Below are 17710 nucleotides of genomic sequence, written 5' to 3' on the forward strand. Positions count from 1 at the left end.
GAATTACATCTAAGCTATAATAGCACAAACCATTTATTTCCCGATATCCAATACAATTACATGGTCTGGCTCGGTACTACTCACTGTAGTATTTATGCTCAGTTTTCCCTTTTTAAGGGTATAATTTACCGCAGTTTTATCTTTTAGCAAATAGGCTTTTTTAATTTTTTTAGCCGGAATGTTTTCTAAATCGAGCGTAGTGGTTTTACCATCCAAAATGTGGATATAGATATTTTTATCGGTTTGGGTAATACTTCCCCAAGCCTGCGGCTTAATAAACCCTGCTTTGGTGTTGTAAATACTCTCTCCATAAACTTTTAGCCAGGCACCCATGCCGGCCAAACGCTCCTGAAACTCGGGCTGGATTTTACCATTTGGCATTGGTCCGATGTTAAGCAATAGGTTTGACCCTAAACTGGCGGCTTTAACCAGCATATTCACCAACTCTTTGTTCGATTTGTAATGGGTATCGCTCAAATTATATCCCCACGAATTTGAAATCGTTTCGCAGGTTTCTAACGGAAGTTTATCTGATGCTTTCTGAAAACTTAATCCCGACTTATTTTCTCCGGGAAGATCGCGTTCAAACATCTGGAAATCTTCGCCAGCAAAAGGACTCAGGTGGTGGTTATTCCCAATCATACATTGTGGCTGTAATTTATGGATGAGGCTGTAAATTTCATCATATTTCCAGTCTATGCGCGAGGTTCGGTCTTTTTCACCTTCGGGAGCCGTCTGGTCCCAATGACCGTCGAACCAGATGCCACCTATTTCGCCATATTTGGTTAATAATTCGGTAAGCTGATTTTTCATAAACTGCAGGTAACTGGCATAGTCACCTTTACCCGTTCTACCCGAATTTTGGCCCGTACGCCCGGTTTCATGCGGATAATCTTCACGGCGCCAATCTAACAAAGAATAATATAAGTAAAGTTGTATACCCTGTTTATGGCATTCATCAGCCATCATTTTCACAATATCTTTTTTATATGGCGTGTTCACAATGTTGAAATCCGAATATTTGGTATCCCACATGCTAAAACCATCATGGTGCCTTGTAATTAGCGTAATGTATTTCATGCCCGCATTTTTGGCCATGGATACCCATTGTGCAGCATCAAACGCTGTGGGGTTGAAAAAATCTTTCAGGTTGGTATAGTTATGTACAGTCAGCTTCCTTTCGTTCATTACCCATTCGCCACTTCCCGGAATACTAAATGGCCCCCAGTGAATAAATAAGCCAAACCGCGCATCGTTAAACCATGTTCTTTGCTTTAAATTAGATGCTGCCGGTGTGTATTCCTGTGCGTTTAACTCTAAAGCCAGTAACAGAATAAGGCCTACAAATGCTAGTTTTTTCATTGGGTAAGATAAAATTTGGTTAGGTTAATTAATTGAAGCTGTTGCTTTTGTAGGCTTTCCAATCACTTTATAGTTTCCGTCGCCCTTTAAAATAGCTAAAATCTGGGTTTGGTTGGTAAACAGATTTTTCGCCGCAGCCAGTTCTTTATCGTATTGAAAACTTTGCTCAATCCTTCCTTTTTCGTAAAAGTAACGGCTTACAATCTGGGTTTCGAGCACACGTTTAATTTCTGCTTTATGGTTTACCAAATCAGTTTTTTTAGAAGAAGTGAGTTTATATTTCAGGTTTTCGAGATCACTTTTTACTTCTGCCGATTTATTTTCCTTTTCAGCTTCTGCGCGCAGGTCAGAGAGTAATCTTTCGGTGCGGCTCAGGTAGGTTAAATCCTTATCGGCCAAACTGCCCGAAAATGCGGCATAATCGGCATCAGAAAGTTGAAAGGTTTTTGCTGCAGCTACAGTTGGTTTTTCCTTTTTGTACTGGTTAGCATAACTGAAGAAAAGATTTTTATTCAGCATAGAGATTGTAATCGGACTCAACTTTGAAGCTTCCACTACAATATCAGGATAAACGCCGTTGCCACTATATACATTTCTACCGGCTTTGGTTTGGTACATCACCATGGTAGAATCGGCAAAGCGTTCGGCTACACCGTCGGCATTTTTATGGGCGTAATCTAATTTCTGGATACAGCGCCCCGATGGGGTATAATATTTAGCTACGGTTACCTTTACCAAACTATTGTAAGGCAAGTTAAATGTTTGCTGCACCAAACCTTTGCCATAACTGCGCTGGCCAATTACTATGGCACGGTCTAAATCCTGCAAAGAGCCAGCTACAATTTCGGAAGCAGACGCAGAATTTCCATTTACCAGTACCACTAAAGGCACGGATGTAGAAATTGGCGCAAAAAGTGTTTTATAGGTAAGGGTTTTTTCTACATTTTTACCTTTTTGGGTAACCACCAATTGGTCTTTATTTACAAAAAGGTTCACAATTTTAACTGCTTCCTGCAAAATCCCTCCGCCATTATTTCTCAAGTCGAGTACTACGCCTTTCGGATTTTCTTTCTGGATGGCTAGCAAAGCATCTTTAACTTCCTGACCTGAGTTTTCTAAAAATTTATCAAGTTTAATGTAGCCGATACCATCACCCACCATGCCCGAGTAAGAAACGTTTGGTTGTTTAATTTCTTCGCGGGTTAGTTTTTTAGTTAATTCTTTACCATCCCTGATCACCAGCAAATCAACGGGGGTGCCTTTTGGCCCGCGCAGCAACTGACTGACTTCGGCACGATCTTTACCTTTAACAACAATTCCGTTTATGCTTACCAGCTGATCGCCCGGTTTAACTTCGCTTTTATATGCCGGATAGCCCTCGCTAATATCATTTATAAATAGTTTACCATCAATAAAAACGGTACTGGCCCCAATACCACCGTACTGCGTGCTTACATATTTCAGTTTATAATCTTCAATTTCCGATTCGGGAACGTATTCGGTATAGGGATCCAGGCTATCGAGCATGGCATCAATTCCCGTACGCATCAACTTTGGCGCATTGGTATCATCAACGTAGTTAATATTGATTTCTTTATACAGGGAGGCAAAAATATCCAGGTTTTTAGAAACCAGAAATAAATCTTCTTTGAAAGAAAAAGATAAAGCAGCCACCCCCAGGCTAACTGCTAAAAGACTATATTTTAGTTTCTTCATAACCTTATTATTTTAGTCCCAAAAGGCGCATTTAAATAAAAGGCTGCTTATGGGGGAAATTATTTATCGTTTTAGTAGAAACGTAAATGTACAAAAAGCAATAAATATTAAAAACAGCTTATTTGGGGCAGGCGTAAATTAAGCGTTACGCAAAAAATCGCCCAAATAATAGTAATGTATAGCCTAAGCTTTTTTATTTATGCCGGGCAAACAGCCATGCGGGTATTTGAGGCGTGAGCAATAGCGGAATGGTAATGAGGTTATGATCTAACTTGTTATAAGTGGTAAAGCACAAATTGGGATTACCTCTCACCTCCTGATATAAATGTTCGCTTCCACTGTATGGATTTTCATTGTCCTGCCGGCCATGAATTAACCAAATAGGTTTTCGCTGAATGCCATTTATATTTAAGAAATCGGGAACAGCCGCAATAGAAACCATTGCCGCAAAGATTTTTGGTGCAATGTTCATGAGGTTTTGCGCGGTAGATGCCCCCATGGAATAACCCACCAAATAAATGCGATTAGTGTCTATCCGCGGATATTTATTTTTTACCTCGCGGATCAACTCCAACAGTAAATATACCTCTTCTGATGGTTTAGAGATCAGGCAATTCCGTACAGAATCCAGATAATAATTGGATGAACGTGTTTGAAACTGTGGAGCAATTACGAATGCCGGGTATTGTTGGCGAATGTCCTGTCGCAACCAAATTCTGGCCAATGGTTCTAATTGCCTTTCATTATCTGTGCCTATCCTGGTTGAGTTATGAAAGGTAATAACCAGAGGATATTTTAAATGCCTGGTATAACTTTCCGGCAATAACAATCTATAATTAAGCGATGTACCCCCTTTAATGAAAGTTTGTTTGAGATATTGATCCGCAGATAAGTCGTTTAATTGTTTTCTGGTTTGAGCTGATGTTAGGCTATCAGGAAAAGCATCATTAAATGCCTGTTGTTGTGCCGATAATTTAAGGGCACTTAACCAGAGTAAGAATGCGAGTATAAAAGATGCAAATTGCATGAGAAAGCGAGGTAGAGCGAGCGCCTGTACGTTAAATTGACAACAAAAAGCTTAAATATGTTGTACTTAGAAAAGTGAAAACTGGAATCTTAAAGCCTGTTTCCCTTGGTATCGGCCAGTGCTTTCTGAATGGTAAACTCAACGTAGGTACGGTCGCGTTTAACCAGGCGCATTAAGTCTTCAACCAGTTGATCTTCTTTACCGGGCTCAAATGCCAAAGGTTCGTTCGCCAGATCGCGGTATTTCCTTAAGAATTTGGTTTTTACTTTAAATGCGGTTTCAGAAGTGAGTTGAAAATTAGCCATGGCATATTTTATTTGATGCAAAAGTAAAAAATATTTGTTCAGGTTAATACCTTTTTATGTGATCTGACAAAAAAAACAGACATTCGCGAAAAATTCTTGCACGATAATTGTGTTAAAACGGCGTTATAAAAGCTAACCCGGAACAAAAACTACGGTATGCAATTTTAAAAAAGAAGCCATAAGTGCAAAAAACACCTTTAATATGCATACAAGCAAGTTTTTGATTTTATAACCTTAAAAATTAAACTAAAATGAAAAAGATCATCTTCTCTATTGTTTTCCTGACCTTGGGTTGGGCAGCAGCAAAGGCACAAACCTTTAACCTGGGGGTTAAAGCAGGTGTAAATTTAGCTAAGTTAAATTCGGATTTCGCAAGCCAGGAAAACCGTTTGGGCTACCAAATCGGTGCATGGGCACGCATTGGTGGCGCCAGTTTTTATGTACAGCCAGAGGCTTACATTGGCAGCAAAGGCAACAAATTTATCAGCTTTAAAGACAATGGAACCGAAGTTGCAGCTGAAGGAAAAGTAAAATTTACGACACTGGATGTTCCGGTATTATTAGGAACAAAATTCGGGGCTAAAAACTTAAACTTCCGTTTAATGGCCGGTCCGGTAATTTCATTCATACTGGATGAAAATTCGACTTTTAGCTCGGCTTACCAACAAGCAACAGATTTTGGCAATTACAAAAACCAGGCATTGGGCTTACAGGCTGGTGCAGGTGTTGATGTAGGCAGTATTTCTGTTGATTTACGTTACGAAGCTGGTTTATCGAACATCAGTAAAAGTGAAAAGTATAGCCAGAAACCTAATCTTTTCCAATTGAGTTTAGGGTTTAAGATTTTGTAATGATTTAACAGAACTCTTAAACGATAAAAGGGCGATATTTGACATATCGCCCTTTTATTTTATGTTTCTCCAGCTATTGCGGTAACCCGACTTTAATAGAAGGTAGTATAAAATGTTGCTGCAAATGGATAGGTCGCATTTCCTATTATCCCCCTAGCATATATGGTATATGCTCTGCCCTTTGTTAACACGAAAGTTGAACCTGCTGCAAGCAATGGTGTAGTAGTGCCAGCTGGATTAATAAAAAGCTTTATTGACGGACTTATTCCAGGTCCTAAACTTGGTATTTCTGTCCAGGTTGTAACCGTTCCGTAAGCTACATTTGATATAATTTTAGTTCCGGTAGCTACATCTTTAACAAGATCCAAATTTGGGCTACCTGCAGCTAAATTAAGCATTCGAACAAAAATCTTCGATGTATCTAAACCAGGCCTACTATCCTCTACCATTAATGATGCAGGAATTTTTTTAGTTGTAGTGTTATATTGTCCGGCAGTATATATCGTGTAGTATTTACCTGCTTCTGGTGTAATTGTTGTATTAAAAACCTCTAAATTTGCATCTGCAGCAGCTGTCGAAAGTATTTTACCGGTTAAAACTCGTGAGCCCGGGGCAGTAACTGCATATCCCAAATCCGGAAATAATCCATTATATGCATAACCAGCATTTTCAGTTCCTAGTGTAGAAAGCGCGGACGAAAATTTAGCGCCATCCATATAAAAGGTTAATGCCGGGCTCGCCGGGCTTAAATTTAGAATTTTAAGATAAGAGTACTTAGGATCGGCTGGGGCTATCTTTTCATATGCTGTATTTTCTACAAGCTCGCCCTTTTTACATGCGGCAAATAATCCGATACTAACCGCAATAAAATATAATATTTTTTTCATTTTTCTTTTGATAAATAGTGAAATTACGGTTGAGAAAACCACATTTTGTAGGTGTGATAATCGCTCTTATCGGCTCCGATTTTCTTTAATGCCTCTATGTTCCATAGGTATTCGGAGTTGTAACGTGGGCGATAGCGTTGCGCAGGCTTGCCTCCATTATCTACGTAAAAGCTTGATGGGAACCGGTAAACATTCACATAAGGATTATTTCCGGCTGCATCGCCAACGTTGTAGTTAAACTTCCTTAAATCGCACCAGGTTTCTACAAAACCGTAGCCATAAAGGGCCAGGTATTTTTGCAGCATAATATCTTTTAAAGTTAAAGTAGCTGCGCTTTGTTTTACAGATGTACTTGCCAGATATGCTGCTTTTTCAGTGGCAGTTATGGCCGTGCCCAAAGCGCTAACAAAATCGATACTTGAAGTAACCCCATTAATATAGGCGGTATAAGCCAAAGGAAAATCTCCTTTTCTAAAGGCTGCTTCAGCTTTAATAAACTGCATTTCGGTGTAAGTCATAATCGGGAAACCTGCATTATCTTTAAACAGATATTTACCCTGGTTTGGTCCGGGGTTGGCAGATCCCAACGATCCCCATGGATTAGGAATCTGGTTCTTGGCAACTGCAGTTCCGGCGTCAGCAGTATAAGGTGCCGTACCTCTAAATATACCATCCTGCGATGCTGTAATCATGTTGTTGCGGCGCGGATCGATAACCAGAGGTGTGTTGGCAACAGCAAAGGTGGTACCATCAAGCAAAGCCACAATTATAGCCGTTTGGCGGTATGCACCTAAATTTGCCCTTAAAGGACCAAAAAAGTTACCATTAATAGCCGTTGTACCGGTATTAGGTACAATAAAATTATCGGCATTACCGGCTAACGATTTATCAACATACTCAATTACTTTAGCCGGATCGTAAGTAGCCTTATTCACCAGGTTGTTGGCATTTCGAGCCAGGATACCGTAATTGAACTTAATCCATTTGGCATTATCGCCTGCGTAAATCAAATCGGCCGGACCAAACTTCACTACTGTTCCTGCACCATCTGTTCTGCTAAAATTGGCAATCGAAGCATTGGCTAATCTAACCACCTCTGCATAAACCTCGGGTTGGGTATCGTAATCGTAAACATAACGATCTACATCAAATGCCTGCTTTAAAATAATTTCGCCATGGTAATCGGTAGTGGTTTGCCAGCTCCATGCCTTTAATGCTTGTGCCATACCTACATAATTCCATTCCTGCTTAGCTTCAGAATCTTTGATAATCAGGTTTAAGTTAGCTCCTAAGCCAAAATAATTAGTCCTCCAAATTTCGCCCATGGCATCGCTGCCAGCAATCCAGCCATGTTGTTCTCCCACATTTACAGCCCCACCAAAATATTGGATTAATCCACCTAAATACCTCGAATCGAATTGTATACCTCTTTCCATTTGTGCAAACAAAGGAGGGGTTAATGTTTTGCTCGATACTTCTTGCGGCGTTGCAGGATCTGTATTCACATCCAGGTACTTTTTACATCCCGACGCAATTACCAGCGAAGCAAAAACTGATAATAAATATATCTTTTTCATCTCTTTAATCTTTAAAAACCAATTTTCACACCTAAATTATAACCTCTTGGCAAGCCAACTGAACCGAAATCGATCCCTGTACCGCCTAAACCGCCCGATGCAGCACTTAAACCATTAACCGACGGATCTACACCTTTGTAATTGGTAATCAACAACAAATCTGTTCCGGTAACGAAAACATTGGCGCTCTTAATCACTTTACTGTTTTGGAATAAGCTTTTTGGCAAGTTGTAGCTCAAGGTCACATCCTTCAGCCTGATCCAGCTGATATCTTTTTCTAAGAAATCGGCTGTATTATAAAATGTTGAGTAATAACTTGTAGTGATGTAAGGAATTACCACCACATTATTTTTGGTTGGGTTGGCCGAATTTTCCAAACCATCGCGCATTACACCTTCAATAATCCTTGGCACCTCGCGATCTGTACTTAACTTAGATAAACCCCTTGCATACAGGTATAACTCGGTTGCGTTGTAAATATCGCCCCCTTTACGCAAATCGAGCAAAAACGAAAGGTTGAAATTTTTATAGGTAAAGCTGTTGGTTAAACCCACCATAATATCTGGTGCGCGATCGCCCATTTGAGTGAAATTAACATCTTTAATCGGCATTCCGTTTGCCGGATTGATTAAAAGCTGACCATCTTTGTTTCTCAAATAATCTATACCCGCAAAAGCTGAAATCGATGTTCCCACAGCATATTGAGCCCTAACATTATCAAACAACCAGCTATCAGATACATAAAACACATCCTGATTTGCAGGCAACGACAAGATTTTTCCTCTTGCCCTCGATGCATTTGCCGAAATATCCCAGCTAAAGTTCTGTGTTTTAACCGGTGTACCTTTAACCAAAAGTTCGAAACCGTGTACCCTAATTTTTCCGCTATTGATATATTGTAAAACAGCACCCGATGCATAACTTAAGCGTGGTGCAGTAATTTGCTTATCAGACAGGTTATGGTAATAAGAAAAATCGAATGATAAACGGTTTTTAAAGAAACCCAATTCCAATCCAATCTCTTTTGCTGTAGTAAATTCGGCCTCTAAATCCGGATTACCCATATTTACATCCAATGCATAACCACCACCTGTAGTTTGTTGGGCAACCAATTTATTGTTGGTAATGTAAGCCACTCTGGCATCTTTACCTGATTGGCCCCACGAGCCTCTTAATTTACCGTACGACAACCATTCTAAGCTTTTTACGGCCTGCAAATTCGAAAACACAAAACTTAATGATGTGGCAGGGTAAAAGAAAGTATTATTCTTTTGTGGCAGGGTTGAAGATAAATCCTGACGACCAGACAGGGTTAAATACAAGAAATTATCGTAACCTAACTCTGCATTGGCAAAAACACCAACTTTACGCTTTAGCTCATCGGTATAAGCTACCCTTTGTGTAGTTGGATCGATATTGTTCATGCTAAAAAAGTTCGGCTGGTAAAAACGTGTACCGAACTGTGCATTTACCTGATAAGAATCATCTTTAATCTCAGTACCTACACGGATTACAGGCTTAAATTTTCCAAAATCTTTTTTAGCTGTTGCTACAAAATTGGCTGTTACCAATCGCTCGTTGGCATTATAGGTATTTAAACCACCGCCCGAATTGGTGGTTCCGGATCTATTTGCTTCGTACGACTGGATATCGTAGGCAGAAAGACCGGTCTGAGAAAATATATCTGCTCCAGCAGTTCCCTGCATGCTTAACCAGTTGGTTGGTGCATAGGTAAAGCCTATATTTCCAAGCACACGGTTCATTTTATCGTAGTTAGGGTTTCTTTCTACGCCCCAATATGGATTATCCAATTCGCCACTTAAGCTTCCGGTAATGGTTCTTCTTTCGCCAAGTGGGGTCAGGTAGTTCCGCATATCATCTGTTAACGGCCATGATAAAGCACTTAACATTGGGCTGCTTACGCCCTTATAGGTTTTATCAGTTCTTGAAGAGATCAGGTTTAGCGATGCATTCATGCTAATTTTATCGCTGATTTTAGAAGTGGCGTTTATTTTACCATTGATAGTATTATAAGCCGTTCCCGGAATGATACCTTTCTGATCGGTATAGCTTACCGTTGTCCGCACCGAAAGCTTCTCACTTCCACCCTCTATAGTTGCATTATGTTTTTGGGTGAAACCGGTTTTATAAAAATTACCGATATTATCGTACATCGTTTTATTGGCTGGGTATTTCGCGCCAAAGAAAGTACGTGTTCTTTGTTCTTCATCAAAAATACCTCCGGCACCACCACCATAAGTAGTTTGTACTTCTGGATAGCGATAGGTATTTTCTAGCCTGAACGAGTTACTATAGGTTACGCGGGCGGTACCGGCTTTTGCTCTTTTTGTAGTAATTACAACAGCGCCCGAAGCACCATCTGTTCCGTATAAAGCTGAAGCCTCTGGTCCTTTTAAAACCGTAAGCGATTCTATTTCTTCAGGATTTATATCCATTGCCCTGTTTCCGTAATCGTTCTGGCGGTTAAAGGTTCCCTGTCCCACTAAATTGTACTCGCTAAAAGTACGGTTAGAAATCGGCAAACCATCTACTACGAAAAGTGGCTGATTATCTCCATCCAACGAAATACCACCACGGATAATCATCGTTGCAGATGCCCCTGGTGTACCCGTTGTTGGCGTAATGGTTGCACCAGCCACACGGCCTTGTAAGGCATTTAAAAAGTTATCGCGTTGTGTATCGGCAATATCCGAACCTTTTAAGGTTTGCGCGGAGTAACCGAGCGCATCTTTAGATCTTTTTATACCGAATGCTGTTACTACCACCTCACTGAGGTTACCCGCATCGGCAGAAAGACTAATGTTAATAACCGTATTTGGGCCAACCGCACGCTCCTGGGTTACATAACCCACATAGGAATAAGTAAGTACGTCGGTTTTTAATGCTTTAATAACATAGTTTCCTTGTGCATTGGTTTGTGCAACAACATTGCTGCCCTTTACCCGAACAGAAACACCAGGTATAGGCCCATCGGGCGAGGTAACCTTACCTGCAATAGTTATTTGTTGCGCGATGGCATGAGCCAGCAACAAAAACGTACCAATAAAAATTAATAGTAGCTTTTTTTTCATAAACTGCCAGTTTAGGGAATGAAATGATTTGTTTAGTTGTTTATAGTTAGTTAGCAAAACACGCACAATAACGCATTTTACTGCTAATATCATAAATGTTTTGGAATAAAAAAACTAATTAACAAACTATTTACCAGCAACTAACAACATTAAATCGCACAAACACGCACAAACACGCAATATTTAGAAAATTTAAAAATCTTTTATACTTTCGTTCAACCAGACCATATTTTATGCTGAAAAAAGAACGCCATGATTTCATTATGCGCCAGATTAACCTGCACAACCGCGTGCTCACGTCCGATCTGGTTCAACTGCTCAATGTTTCGGAGGATACTATTAGAAGGGATTTGCAGGAACTGGTGGATGAAAATCTGCTGTACAAAGTGCATGGCGGTGCGCTATCCAAATCGTACCATAGCTCTTTTGATGATAGTACCGTTTACGCCCGCGACAGCAAGATTATCATAGCAAAAAAGGCAGCCAAGCTGATTAAAGATGGCATGGTGGTTTTAACGGGTGGCGGTACCACAATACTTGAATTGGTAAAACTCTTACCCCAGGGCATATCAGCTACTTTTTTTACGATTAGCCCGCTGGTTGCTGTAGAGCTGGCTAAATACAACAATGTTGAAGTAATTTTAATTGGGGGCCTATTTTCTAAAAACTCGCAGGTTACCTATGGCGGCCAGGTGATTACCCAGCTTTCAGAAATTAAAGCCGATTTATGCCTGATGGGAACCAGTGCAATCCACCCTGAAGAAGGCTTAACCGATACTTACTGGGAAATTAACCAGCTAAAGAAGGCCATGCTGGCCTGTGCAAAAAGAACTGCAGTATTGTGTATTTCAGAAAAATTGGATATCGCCCTGCGCTTAAGGGTTTGCCCCTTAGAAAGTATCAGTTATTTGGTAACTGAGCTGGATATTAATGACGAATCGCTTTCGCGTTATCGTGAAAAGGAATTGAATATTTTATAAAAAGCTTCCCTGGTTTAGTCAGGGAAGCTTTTTTCGTTATTAGAATGAGGGATCCGCTGGCGTATTGGTATTGTTATCCCGCTCCGGAAAAGGGTAAGGGAAGAAATTACGTTTACGATCTGCTAATGGCTGATTAAACCGCCTCATATCTTCGAGTTTTAAACCCGACATAAACAGCTCAATGCAACGGTGTTTGTAAATGAGATCTAATAGCTGCTGCTGGGTATATGGCCCAGTTAAAGGAAGCAATCCGGCACCTACTCCCAAAGGATCTTGAGCAGGTGTTTTCGTAACCACTTTATTTAGCTCTGTTAATGCACTAATCAGATTAGGTGTGGCCTGACGGGCATAAGCTTCGGCTTTAATCAAAGTCATCTCGCCAGGAAGATAAAGCGGAAACGGCGCCAGGGTGCTTGCTGCAAATCCTTTAATACGCACTGTTGTGTTAATTGTAGTATAAAATGGAATGCGCAAATCACCTGCATCGGGCACAAATGCACCTGTTTGCCCAAGGTTGATATTTTTTGGCTGAACCACATTATTAGTGGAAGTAGCAACTTCAAAAATGGAATTCAAATTCTGGGCATCATAGTTGAATAAAGAAGTTTTAATGAGGTCAACCGCATTAGCCGCACTTAAAGCAAGCGTGTAATTACCCGCAAATAGCGCATACCTGGCTTTTAGAGCATTCAGCGTATTCGGAATATCTACTTCTGCTGGAACATTACCTAAAAAAGTTGAGCTGATTGGGTTTGCTGCAATGACGGCTTGTGCATTCTCAATGGTTGCAATCGCTTTGTTAAAACCTTCTACCCGGGTAATAAAACCAATATTCTGGCCTATGCCTGCTGGCACTTTTTCCCAATATTCAGATAAATTACCTAAAGCCATAGCCTTAAAAATGCTGGCATGAGCAATTAAACCGGCAGCATAATTTTTATCAGCTAAATTGGCTGCGTTGTTGATCACGTTATCAGCATCAAAGATAACCTTGTTTGCCGCTGTCCAGACATTCAGCACTACGCTATTGGTACCATCAACCTGAACTCCTCCAGCCATTAATCTTTCCTCAGAAGTATTTCCGGTATTGATAGAAATTAGCTCATTTGTAGTAATTCCGTTTAGAGTTATTGAGGCATATAGAAGGCCTGCGCGGGTTGTCGAAATACTTTTTTGGAGTCCCGTGGTTACTCCGGTTAGCGCCCTTGATGAAGTCATTACATCTTCAGCAACAGGTGCATTAGGATTGAGATAGTCCTTTTTGCAAGCAGATAAGGCAACCAATCCTAAAAAAAATGTGTAAAGCGTATATTTTTGTCTTAAATTTTTCATAACCATTATTTTAAAATTAGAACCTTGCCTGTAAACCAATAGAAAAGGTACGTGGAATTGGCACTGAGCCAAAATCGATATTCCTTAAAATTGTCGATTGTCCTCCTGCGTTCACCTCGGGATCATAACCTTTGTAATTATCCCAGGAAGCTAAATTCCGTCCGCTTAAATTAACTGTCAAGTCTTTTACAAATTTCACTTTGCCTATGTTATAACTCAGCGAAATTTCTCTCAGTTTTACAAAAGAACCATCATCTATACGCCATTCTTCTACATTATACACTCCTGCCACGTAACCTCTTGGCAATTGCCCTAAATCTTCAGCTTCGGTTACTTTACCATTACCTACCCCCTGGCGGGTCCTCCAATCGGCGTTCCATATATCCCCACCCTGAACGGCATCTAACTGAATATGGAGGCTTAGTTTTTTATAAGTAAAATCATTCACTAAAGATCCCGTGTAATCAGGATTTGGGTCGCCTAATACTTTACGCAGAACAGCACCCGAAGGTTGACCATTGGTTCGTTGCGGATCGTAAGTGGTAGAAGTTAGTTGCTTACCCAACTCTGTTTGCGGAATCCCCAGGGCATTTGTTAATAAGCTACCATCGCTATTTCGTGCGAAGAAAGTTCCATAAAAAACCCCTACAGGATATCCATCGGTGATTGATACCGGTGCCCCGGCATTAGTTGCAATCAACCTTTGCGCACCTGAACCTACAATTTTGTTCCTGTTGCGGTTATAAATCAAAGTGGCCGTCCAGGTAAAATCGGTTGTTTTAACCGGTACACCAGTTAACATCAGCTCAATTCCTTTATTTTTTAATGTGCCTCCAATGTTATCCAGTACGCTCGAATAACCTATGGTTGGTGCTACAATCACATTAAGCAATACATCCTTAACCCGTTTATCGTACCAGCTAAATGTTAAGCCTAAGCGATTATTGAAAAACGACATATCGGTACCGATTTCCAATTCTTTTTGGCGCTCCGGCTTTACACCTGTATTGGCAAGAATACTGCTTGACGTTAAAGATGTTTTACTGGTAATTGCGCCTGGAGTATATACATTAAACCTATCGTAGGCGCCGATACCGGTTAAGTTTCCTGATTCGCCATATGCCGCACGAAATTTAAGTGCATTCCACCATGAAGAAACTCCCAGATTTTTCCAATAATCAGCTGAAGATAAAACGTAACTCACGTTTGCTTTTGGATAGAATTGCGTCCGGTTATTTTCTCCGAAAACTGTTGATTGATCGACCCTAACTGCACCTGTTACAAATAAATGGTCCTTATATTTAAAATTCTGCTGCAAATAGGCCCCGCTAATCGAGAATTCAGACCTGTTATCGTTATTCGTTAAGATGGTGCTTGCCCCGTTAACCGTTTGTACAAAAGGTGCAAGTCCGCGGCCATTTAGCAAGCTGAACAAATCCTTTTGATACTGGAAAGAACCTCCTAGTTGTGTGGTAGAACTTAATGCGTCTGATATTTTTGCATCATAAGTAAAATTCAGTTCGTTGTTAAATAAAGTTGTAGTTGCATTTGCGGCACTGGCATATCCATTTAAAGACGGATCAAGAGTTGGTCCGCCACCATAAAAACCTGTACTTACATTATAAGCGAAGGGCGGAATGTAAGTGGTTCCGTTTTGAATACTATTATCAACCCCCATGGTGTAATCGATGGTAAGATTTTTAACTGGCGTTAACTTTATTCCCGCGTTAGCAATAATGCGATTAGTAAACTGCCGTTGTTTGATGTCTTCAATTACGGAAACTGGATTCACTCTTCCACGTTCACCAACAGATTTCAGGTTACCTGAAGCGTCTCTGGTGAAAAGGTCATGAAAATTACCGATAATGGTTACGGAGTTCATTGGTGAGAAAAAAGAATTTCCGTCTGGCTTTTCATTTGCATCGCTATGGATATAATTAAATCCGGCAGTAATTTTTGCCCAGTTATTGATTTTCTGATCGAGATTAGCCCTAAAGTTCATCCTTCTGAAATTGGTATTCTTAATAATTCCCTGATTAGCAAAATACCCGGCCGAAGTATAAAATTTCGTATTGTCATTTCCACCCGAAACTGATACGGAATTATCTGTGCCTACCCCTGTGCGAAAAATATAATCCTGATAATTATAGCGGGTAACGGCGGTGGTATTAGTTAAAGTTGGGGTTAAAATATCCTGTGTTTGCGCATCAACAGATCCACCAAACTTAATTGGTGCCTGATTTACCTCAATCTGCTTCCGGAGTTCGCTAATGGTCAGGCTGGTATTGAAACTTACCTGCGGCTCACCGCTTTTCCCGCGTTTGGTAAAAATCTGAATTACACCTGCATTTGCCCTTGAACCATAAATTGCCGCTGCCGCAGCACCATTTAAAACCTCAATGTGGTCAATATCTGCCGGACTAATATCCACCATCCTATTCTGTCCGAGGCTTCCTACCTGGATGCCATTGTTAATATTGTCGTAATTGCCAGACGTATTGGTTACCCTTGTAGTGGAGTTATTTATTATTACACCATCAATGATATAGAGTGGTTCAGATGATGAATTAACAGAACTTATACCTCTTAAACGAACAGAAATTCCTCCAGCGGGATCGCCTGAGTTCTGGCTAATCTGTGCTCCAGGTGTTTTTCCCTGCAATGAGGCAAGGGCATTTCCGCTGGGCGCTTTGTTTAAATCATCACCTTTTACAGTACTTACATAACTACCTAACTGTTTACGGGTAGTTCCCTGCGAGGTGCCTGTAACAATAACTTCATCAAGACCTACAGCATCGCCACTAAGCTTTACGCTTACCTGTACTTTATCATTTGCGCCCAAATCAACTGATTGAAGGCTACTTTTATAGCCCACATAAGAAAACTGAAGCTGGTATTTTCCGGGATTTAAATCAACCGAAAAGTTATAAGCTCCGTTAGCATCGGTACTGGTAGCCAAAGTGGTATTTAATATTTTAACAACTGCTCCAGGTATAGGATCGCTGTTAGCTGCATCGGTAACCTTGCCGCTAATGGTGTACCGTTTGCTTTGTGCCTGTGCCATTCCTGCAAATAAGAGTAACAGAAATGGGATCATCAAAATTACGAAGAGCTTTGACAACCATTTTAGGTAACTTTTTTCCATAAAATTTGGTTTTGGGTTGAAGATTAGTTTAAAACAAATTAAACAAAATACTGCACAAACCAAACTTTTAAGCTACACAAACTACTTTACAATCAGACACTAACGCCAATCCGAGCTATTCGGGCAAACTGATCTTACCCATACAAACCGCCGGTACACCTTGCCTGTTTCCAAAACTTATCGGCTTACCACAAAGGGTTTCGTTGGCTAAAACAGCAAATAAAACAGCTTCTTTAGCATCAGGATTGATCTTCAAATCTTCAGTGGTTAAGAAATTACAAAAAGGCAATTCGTTATGCAGCAGTTTTACCAGTAAAGGATTGTGCATACCACCGCCACTCATATAAACTGAGGCTTTCGCCTGCTGACCAAAACATCGCCTAATGGCATCAGCGATGGTGCGTGCCGAAAAGTGACATAAAGTAGCCATCACATCCACTTTTGGAATATCAGTGGTACCCGATTGCTGCTGCGCATTGCTCAGGTATTCGAGATTAAATAATTCGGGGCCTGTTGTTTTAGGAAAACCAAGCTCAAAGAAACTACAATCCAATAATGTATGCAAAAGCTTTTCGTTTAATTGACCAGCACTCCCCACTTCGGCATTTTTATCATAAAACCGATCAAAATATTTTTGCATGTACTGATCCATTAAAGTATTGCCCGGGCCAACATCTGTAGAAAAAACTGCGCTGGCCTCGGTACTTCCAGGTAGGTAGGTAAAGTTTGCAATTCCACCAATATTTAGCATTACCCGGTCTTCTCCTGCTTTAGAAAAGATCAGATAATCGCCATAAACCGCCAATGGTGCGCCCTCTCCTCCTGCCGCTAAATGTTTCTGCCTGAAATCGGAAAGTGTAATGATCCCCGTTTTAAGTGCAATATGATCTCCATCTCCTATCTGCAAGGTTCCGTTCGGGTAATCTTCGAGCTGATGCAAGGATTTAGGTGCATGAAAAATGGTTTGTCCGTGGCTAGCAATAAAGTCGATGGCTCCATTATCGTATCCCCACTCCTGTAGAGCTTCGTTAATTAATTGGGCATGCGTATTGGCAATGTGCTCGTTCATGAGGCAAACCAACTGCAAATCGACCTCTTTCTTAGAAAAAATGGCTTTAATCTTGGCTCTGAAATTATCGGTATAATCGCCGGTTTTAAATGCCAGAATTTTTATGTCGGTATCGGAGCCGCTATTTTTAACCGAACAGAGCGCAATATCCAGCCCATCCATAGAGGTACCACTCATTAACCCTATAATTAAACGCTCGCTTTTAGTTGCTTTTTCGTACAACTTTTGGATCTGTGTGTTCATATTAATTTTTACTTAAAAACGAACAAACGTTTGTCTGCACCGTTAACTCAATTTTATAAAAATACTTGCAATAAAAGTAAATATCCTGTGTTAAAAATTGGGCATAACTCTCTATATTTACTGC

The 17710-nt window shown here is 40.4% G+C and carries 12 protein-coding genes; 2 read left to right on the plus strand and 10 right to left on the minus strand.

Annotation, left to right across the window (positions count from 1 at the left end; all coding sequences use genetic code 11):
* Positions 1 to 33: 33 nt before the first annotated feature.
* The 4 genes from DBR40_RS05795 to DBR40_RS05810 form a co-directional block, all read right to left on the minus strand.
* A complete protein-coding gene (locus DBR40_RS05795; protein ID WP_124558811.1) occupies positions 34 to 1362 on the minus strand; it encodes an alpha-L-fucosidase in 1329 nt (442 codons plus the stop codon).
* A 24-nt stretch (positions 1363 to 1386) separates the two neighbouring features.
* Positions 1387 to 3078 carry a S41 family peptidase gene (locus DBR40_RS05800; RefSeq protein ID WP_124558812.1) on the minus strand — a complete coding sequence of 564 codons (1692 nt, stop codon included), beginning with the start codon at positions 3076 to 3078 and terminating at the stop codon, positions 1387 to 1389.
* A gap of 193 nt (positions 3079 to 3271) precedes the next feature.
* A complete protein-coding gene (locus tag DBR40_RS05805; RefSeq protein WP_124558813.1) occupies positions 3272 to 4105 on the minus strand; it encodes a phospholipase in 834 nt (277 codons plus the stop codon).
* 89 nt (positions 4106 to 4194) lie between these two features.
* Entirely contained in the window at positions 4195 to 4410 is a 216-nt protein-coding gene (locus DBR40_RS05810; protein WP_124558814.1) for a hypothetical protein, read from the minus strand.
* 251 nt (positions 4411 to 4661) lie between these two features.
* Here DBR40_RS05810 and DBR40_RS05815 point away from each other — a divergent pair, with 251 nt between their 5' ends.
* Positions 4662 to 5261: a porin family protein gene (locus DBR40_RS05815; RefSeq protein ID WP_124558815.1), complete on the plus strand. Its 600-nt coding sequence runs from the start codon at positions 4662 to 4664 to the stop codon at positions 5259 to 5261.
* Between the two features lie 92 nt (positions 5262 to 5353).
* Here the strand turns inward: DBR40_RS05815 and DBR40_RS05820 are convergent, their stop codons facing one another.
* Genes DBR40_RS05820 through DBR40_RS05830 form a run of 3 tightly spaced genes read right to left on the minus strand, consistent with a single transcriptional unit; the run spans position 5354 to position 10817 of the window.
* A complete protein-coding gene (locus tag DBR40_RS05820; RefSeq protein WP_124558816.1) occupies positions 5354 to 6148 on the minus strand; it encodes a DUF4397 domain-containing protein in 795 nt (264 codons plus the stop codon).
* Between the two features lie 23 nt (positions 6149 to 6171).
* Positions 6172 to 7725, minus strand: coding sequence for a SusD/RagB family nutrient-binding outer membrane lipoprotein (locus DBR40_RS05825; protein WP_124558817.1), 1554 nt, complete (start codon positions 7723 to 7725; stop codon positions 6172 to 6174).
* An 11-nt stretch (positions 7726 to 7736) separates the two neighbouring features.
* Positions 7737 to 10817 (minus strand): SusC/RagA family TonB-linked outer membrane protein, encoded by a 3081-nt coding sequence (locus tag DBR40_RS05830; protein WP_158673994.1) that lies wholly within the window; start codon positions 10815 to 10817, stop codon positions 7737 to 7739.
* A 233-nt stretch (positions 10818 to 11050) separates the two neighbouring features.
* Here DBR40_RS05830 and DBR40_RS05835 point away from each other — a divergent pair, with 233 nt between their 5' ends.
* Complete coding sequence (locus DBR40_RS05835) at positions 11051 to 11797, plus strand: DeoR/GlpR family DNA-binding transcription regulator (protein ID WP_124558819.1); 747 nt, start codon at positions 11051 to 11053, stop codon at positions 11795 to 11797.
* Positions 11798 to 11836: 39 nt separating this feature from the next.
* Here DBR40_RS05835 and DBR40_RS05840 read toward each other — a convergent pair whose 3' ends face one another.
* From DBR40_RS05840 to DBR40_RS05850, 3 genes are all read right to left on the minus strand, one after another.
* Positions 11837 to 13129 carry a RagB/SusD family nutrient uptake outer membrane protein gene (locus tag DBR40_RS05840; protein WP_124558820.1) on the minus strand — a complete coding sequence of 431 codons (1293 nt, stop codon included), beginning with the start codon at positions 13127 to 13129 and terminating at the stop codon, positions 11837 to 11839.
* 16 nt (positions 13130 to 13145) lie between these two features.
* Positions 13146 to 16274 carry a SusC/RagA family TonB-linked outer membrane protein gene (locus DBR40_RS05845; protein WP_199748286.1) on the minus strand — a complete coding sequence of 1043 codons (3129 nt, stop codon included), beginning with the start codon at positions 16272 to 16274 and terminating at the stop codon, positions 13146 to 13148.
* A 115-nt stretch (positions 16275 to 16389) separates the two neighbouring features.
* Complete coding sequence (locus tag DBR40_RS05850; RefSeq protein ID WP_124558821.1) at positions 16390 to 17586, minus strand: anhydro-N-acetylmuramic acid kinase; 1197 nt, start codon at positions 17584 to 17586, stop codon at positions 16390 to 16392.
* Positions 17587 to 17710 lie beyond the last annotated feature (124 nt).

Source organism: Pedobacter sp. KBW01 (assembly GCF_003852395.1).
GTDB lineage: Bacteria > Bacteroidota > Bacteroidia > Sphingobacteriales > Sphingobacteriaceae > Pedobacter.

Excerpts from the sequence above, each read along its gene's own strand:
- DBR40_RS05795 (WP_124558811.1), bottom strand. The coding sequence starts at position 1,362 with ATGAAAAAACTAGCATTTGTAGGCCTTATTCTGTTACTGGCTTTAGAG.
- DBR40_RS05800 (WP_124558812.1), bottom strand. The coding sequence starts at position 3,078 with ATGAAGAAACTAAAATATAGTCTTTTAGCAGTTAGCCTGGGGGTGGCT.
- DBR40_RS05805 (WP_124558813.1), bottom strand. The coding sequence starts at position 4,105 with ATGCAATTTGCATCTTTTATACTCGCATTCTTACTCTGGTTAAGTGCC.
- DBR40_RS05810 (WP_124558814.1), bottom strand. The coding sequence starts at position 4,410 with ATGGCTAATTTTCAACTCACTTCTGAAACCGCATTTAAAGTAAAAACC.
- DBR40_RS05815 (WP_124558815.1), top strand. The coding sequence starts at position 4,662 with ATGAAAAAGATCATCTTCTCTATTGTTTTCCTGACCTTGGGTTGGGCA.
- DBR40_RS05820 (WP_124558816.1), bottom strand. The coding sequence starts at position 6,148 with ATGAAAAAAATATTATATTTTATTGCGGTTAGTATCGGATTATTTGCC.
- DBR40_RS05825 (WP_124558817.1), bottom strand. The coding sequence starts at position 7,725 with ATGAAAAAGATATATTTATTATCAGTTTTTGCTTCGCTGGTAATTGCG.
- DBR40_RS05830 (WP_158673994.1), bottom strand. The coding sequence starts at position 10,817 with ATGAAAAAAAAGCTACTATTAATTTTTATTGGTACGTTTTTGTTGCTG.
- DBR40_RS05835 (WP_124558819.1), top strand. The coding sequence starts at position 11,051 with ATGCTGAAAAAAGAACGCCATGATTTCATTATGCGCCAGATTAACCTG.
- DBR40_RS05840 (WP_124558820.1), bottom strand. The coding sequence starts at position 13,129 with ATGAAAAATTTAAGACAAAAATATACGCTTTACACATTTTTTTTAGGA.
- DBR40_RS05845 (WP_199748286.1), bottom strand. The coding sequence starts at position 16,274 with ATGGAAAAAAGTTACCTAAAATGGTTGTCAAAGCTCTTCGTAATTTTG.
- DBR40_RS05850 (WP_124558821.1), bottom strand. The coding sequence starts at position 17,586 with ATGAACACACAGATCCAAAAGTTGTACGAAAAAGCAACTAAAAGCGAG.